5 protein-coding genes are annotated in these 4,668 nt (G+C 58.9%); 2 read left to right on the top strand and 3 right to left on the bottom strand.

From position 1 onward, the window contains the following. From JWQ61_RS20390 to JWQ61_RS20380, 3 genes are all read right to left on the bottom strand, one after another. The coding region (locus JWQ61_RS20390; protein ID WP_304362120.1) for an FAD-dependent oxidoreductase at positions 1–824 on the bottom strand (824 nt) is incomplete at its 3' end. A gap of 95 nt (positions 825–919) precedes the next feature. Beyond that, a complete protein-coding gene (locus JWQ61_RS20385; protein ID WP_304362119.1) occupies positions 920–1,084 on the bottom strand; it encodes a rubredoxin in 165 nt (54 codons plus the stop codon). A 96-nt stretch (positions 1,085–1,180) separates the two neighbouring features. After that, on the bottom strand, positions 1,181–1,669 hold the full coding sequence (locus JWQ61_RS20380; protein ID WP_304362118.1) for a rubrerythrin family protein: 489 nt from the start codon (positions 1,667–1,669) through the stop codon (positions 1,181–1,183). Positions 1,670–1,926: 257 nt separating this feature from the next. On the opposite strand from JWQ61_RS20380, the gene JWQ61_RS20375 reads away from it, so the two are divergent. Further along, complete coding sequence (locus tag JWQ61_RS20375; RefSeq protein ID WP_304362117.1) at positions 1,927–4,239, top strand: NADP-dependent malic enzyme; 2,313 nt, start codon at positions 1,927–1,929, stop codon at positions 4,237–4,239. A 163-nt stretch (positions 4,240–4,402) separates the two neighbouring features. Next, the coding region (locus JWQ61_RS20370; RefSeq protein WP_304362116.1) for an AMP-binding protein at positions 4,403–4,668 on the top strand (266 nt) is incomplete at its 3' end.

The following is a 4,668-nucleotide window of genomic DNA, read 5'->3' as shown; positions in this document are numbered from 1 at the left end:
GCATAGACATCTGGAGCGCTGGTGCGGCCATGGCTGTCAATCATGATGCCGCGGCCGGTAGCCAATTTGGCTGCCTGCGCCAGCGCCAGGTCAGGACGCAGGCCGACCGCAGACAGGACCACATCGGCAATCACTGTTTCGCCGTTCGACAAGGTGAGCTTGATTGCGCCGTCGGCATGGTCGATGCTGGCGGCGGTGGTCCCGAGCTGGAGGGCGATGCCGCGGGCAGTCAGCGCTGCCTGCAAGCCTTGCGATAAAGCCGGCGCAGCCAGCGCTGCCAATGGCAGGGAATTGGGATCGATCAGCGTCACCGTGTGGCCATGCACGGCCAGGTCGTCGGCAAACTCGCAACCGATCAGGCCGGCGCCCAGGATTGCTACACGCGCTGTTGCCTGTTGATCCGGCAGCAGCTTGGCACGGAAGGTGGCGTAGTCTTCGATGTGATTGACCGACAGCACGCGGTCGGCGGCGTCGCCGGCGATGTTCAGGCGGATAGGCTGGGCGCCGACGGCAATCACCAGCTGCGCATATTCGAAAGCGCCGCTGCTGGTGTCGACCACCTTGGCCGCGGTGTCGATGCCCTTGACCCGGGTCTTGGTCATGATGCTGGCGCCGATCTGTTCCGCCATCTGCACCGCGCTTTGCGAGATCAGCTGCGCCGCCAGTTTCTTTTGCGCGAAAGCGTTGGACAGCATCGGCTTGGAATAGAAACCGCCATCGTCGGCAGTAATGACCAGCAGCGCGGCTGTCTTGTCCAGCTTGCGCACTTCGCGCGCGAGACTATATGCAGCCATGCCGGCGCCGATGATGATGATGGGTTTCATGAATGTCCTGGAGGATGGTTGGCGATAGTGATGAAAGCGGTATGTGGAATGCTAGCCGCCGCAACGTTTGCGGCGGCTAATTTTACAACAGGAGCTCAGATCTCAACCATCTCAAAATCCGCCTTTGCGACGCCGCAGTCCGGGCACTCCCAGCTGGCAGGCACGTCTGCCCATTTGGTGCCGGCGGCGATGCCGTCTTCGGGCCAGCCTGCGGCTTCGTCATAGATCAGTCCGCAAACGATGCATTGGTAAGTCTTCATTTTGTTCCTAAGTGTGTGTCGAAATATGATTCGGCCTGGCGGCGCAGTAGTGCCGCCAGGCGTGTTTGCCGTGAATTTGCCGTGAGTTTGCCGTGATTATGCGGCACGCAGGGCGTCGAGCGCGTTCTGGTAATGATTGGCGTGGCGTTCTTCCACCTTGGCCAGGGCAGCGAAACGTTTGGCCGCCTTTTCCAGGGTGCGCTTGAAATTTTCCGCATGTTCCCTGGATTCGGCGATCTGCTCATCGTATTCGGCGACGGCAGCCTGGTTGCCTTCTTCTATCGCCAGGTGACGGAACTTCGGATACATCTCGGTATATTCGTAAGTCTCGCCTTCGATCGCGATTTCCAGCGACTTGGCTGGAGTCAGCTGTGCTTTCGGATACAGCAGGTCGAGGTGGCCGAAGGCATGCATCACTTCCTGGTCGGCGGTTTCCTCAAAAATCCTGGCGACGTCGTCGGCGCCGGCTTCGCGCGCCAGCTTGGCGAAATAGCGGTATTTGATGTGGGCCATGGATTCGCCGGCGAAGGCTGCTTCCAGGTTTTCTATGGTGACCGATTTGCTGCTGTTGTCTTGGTTTGCCATGTTGATCTCTCTCAATTGATGCGGGAAGGAAGTTTTTTGCAATTGACTAGGAAGCAATGATAGTTTTTATTTATTGATATGGAAAATTGATTGTCTGTATAGGGTTGATAGTTTTTTATGTTTAATTTTTACAATCAAATAGTTTTTATAAATTACCCTATGAAATCGTTATTCACCATGCGAAATTCACATAGTCGGCCGCGACCAGTCTGATAAAATCAAAGACTTTCACTTGTTACGCTTGGGGACAGACGCATATGGATTCGATGATCGATAAAAAAGAAGAACTTCGTCAACAATTGCGTCAGGCGGCGCTTGAGTATCACGAGTTTCCGACCCCGGGGAAAATCAGCGTCACCCCGACCAAATTACTGACTAACCAGCGCGACCTGGCGCTGGCGTATTCGCCAGGCGTAGCTGCCGCCTGCGAAGAAATCGTGGCCGATCCGGCCAATGCCTTTCGCTACACGGCGCGCGGCAACCTGGTCGCCGTCATCACCAACGGCACCGCCGTGCTTGGCCTGGGCAACATCGGGCCGCTGGCGTCGAAGCCGGTGATGGAAGGCAAGGGCGTGCTGTTCAAGAAATTCGCCGGCATCGATGTCTTCGATATCGAAATCAACGAAACCGATCCGGCAAAGCTGTGCGACATCATCGCCTCGCTCGAGCCGACCTTCGGCGGCATCAACCTGGAAGACATCAAGGCGCCGGAGTGTTTCGAGATCGAACGCAAGCTGCGCGACCGCATGAAGATCCCGGTATTCCATGACGACCAGCATGGCACTGCGATCATCGTCGGCGCTGCGATCCTGAACGGCCTGAAAGTGGTCGGCAAAGACCTCAAGAGCTGCAAGCTGGTGGTGTCCGGCGCCGGCGCCGCGGCGCTGGCCTGCCTCGACCTGATCGTCGACCTCGGCTTCCCGATTGAAAATATTTTCGTTACCGACCTGGCCGGCGTGGTCTATAAAGGCCGGGTCGAACTGATGGATCCGGACAAGGAACGTTTTGCCCGCGAGACCGATGCGCGCACCCTGGCCGAGCTGATTCCCGGCGCCGACATTTTCCTCGGCCTGTCGGCCGGCGGCGTGCTCAAGCAAGACATGGTGAAGGCGATGGCGGCGCGGCCGCTGGTGCTGGCGCTGGCCAACCCGACTCCTGAAATCCTGCCGGAAGACGTCAAGGCCGTGCGCGACGACGCCGTCATGGCGACCGGCCGTTCGGACTATCCGAACCAGGTCAACAACGTGCTGTGCTTCCCGTACATTTTCCGCGGCGCCCTCGATTGCGGCGCCACCACCATCACGCGCGAGATGGAAATCGCGGTGGTGCATGCGATCGCCGAGCTGGCGCAAGCCGAGCAGTCGGACATCGTCGCCACCACCTACGGCATCACCAACCTGTCGTTCGGCCCTGAGTACATCATTCCAAAGCCGTTCGATCCGCGCCTGATGATCAAGATCGCGCCGGCAGTCGCCAAGGCCGCCGAAGCGTCCGGCGTCGCCAGCCGTCCGATCAAGGACATGGAAGCCTACATCGACAAGCTGCAGCAATTCGTCTACCGCAGCGGCACGTTCATGCGGCCGCTGTTCCAGATCGCCAAGAAGACGACAGCAGAGAAGAAACGGATCGTGTACGCCGAAGGCGAAGAAGAACGCGTACTGCGCGCGGTGCAGGTGGTGGTTGACGAAAACCTGGCGCGTCCGATCCTGGTCGGCCGGCCGGCGGTGCTGCAGCAGCGCATTGAGCGCTTCGGCCTGCGCCTGAAAGCGGATGTCGATTTCGAAGTCATCAATCCTGATTTCGACGAACGCTATCGCGACTACTGGCAGACTTTCCTGGCGATGACCAAGCGCCAGGGCGTGACCGAACAGTACGCCAAGCTGGAAATGCGCCGCCGCCATACGCTGATCGGTTCGATGGCGATCCACAAGGGCCACGCCGACGGCATGATCTGCGGCACCTACGGCACTACCAGCCTGCATTTGCACTATATCGACAAGGTGCTGGGCCGGCGCGACGGCGTCAACGTCTACGCCGCGATGAATGCGCTGATCCTGCCGAGCCGGCAGCTGGTGCTGGTCGATACCCATGTCAATGAAGATCCGACCGCCGAACAGCTGGCGGAAATCACGATCCTGGCGGCGGAAGAAATGCTGCGTTTCGGCATCAAGCCGCGCGCAGCCTTGCTGTCCCATTCCAATTTCGGCACCAGCAACAGCGCTTCGGCGCAAAAAATGCGGAATGCCCTGGCCATCATCAAGGAGCATGCGCCGGATCTGGAAGTCGACGGCGAAATGCACGGCGATACCGCGCTGGACGGCGAGCTGCTGCGGAAAGTGATGCCGGATTCGTCCCTGAAAGGCGACGCCAACCTGCTGGTGATGCCTAACATCGACGCCGCCAACATCGCCTACAACCTGCTCAAGAATACTTGCGGCAACGGCGTTGCAGTGGGTCCTATCCTGCTGGGCTGCGCCAAGCCGGTCCATATCCTGACGCCGTCGGCCACCGTGCGCCGCATCGTCAACATGACTGCGCTGTGCGTGGTGGATGCGATTTCGGCGCGCTAAGACGGAAACAGCAGTAAAAGACAAGCAGTAATAGAAGGACCCAGCTTTACCGCCAAGTGACCGGCGGCAAAGCTGGGTCTTTTTTTTTCGGCATGCATCTCTGGCGCGGATAAAACGTGTAAATTGCAATAAAAACAGAGGCACTACAACCTCAGGAGATGCGATGTCCAAATATCCCAAGAGCCCGCTGATGGGGCAGATGATGAGCCAGTCATTGCTCATCTCCAGCATTATCCAGCATGCCGACCGCTATTTCGGCAGCAATGAAATCGTGTCGCGGCGGGTCGAGGGCGATCTCCACCGCTATACCTACAGCGATTGCCACCGGCGCGCACGCAAGCTCGCCAATGCCCTGGCAACGCTAGGCGTGGGCATGGGCGAGCGGGTCGCTACGCTGGCCTGGAACGGCTACCGGCACATGGAGGCGTA

It is taken from the genome of Collimonas fungivorans, assembly GCF_028292705.1.
Classification (GTDB): Bacteria; Pseudomonadota; Gammaproteobacteria; order Burkholderiales; family Burkholderiaceae_D; genus Collimonas; species Collimonas fungivorans_B.
The sequence above is the reverse complement of the archived record's forward strand: the minus strand, read 5'-3'. Positions and strand labels throughout refer to the sequence as shown.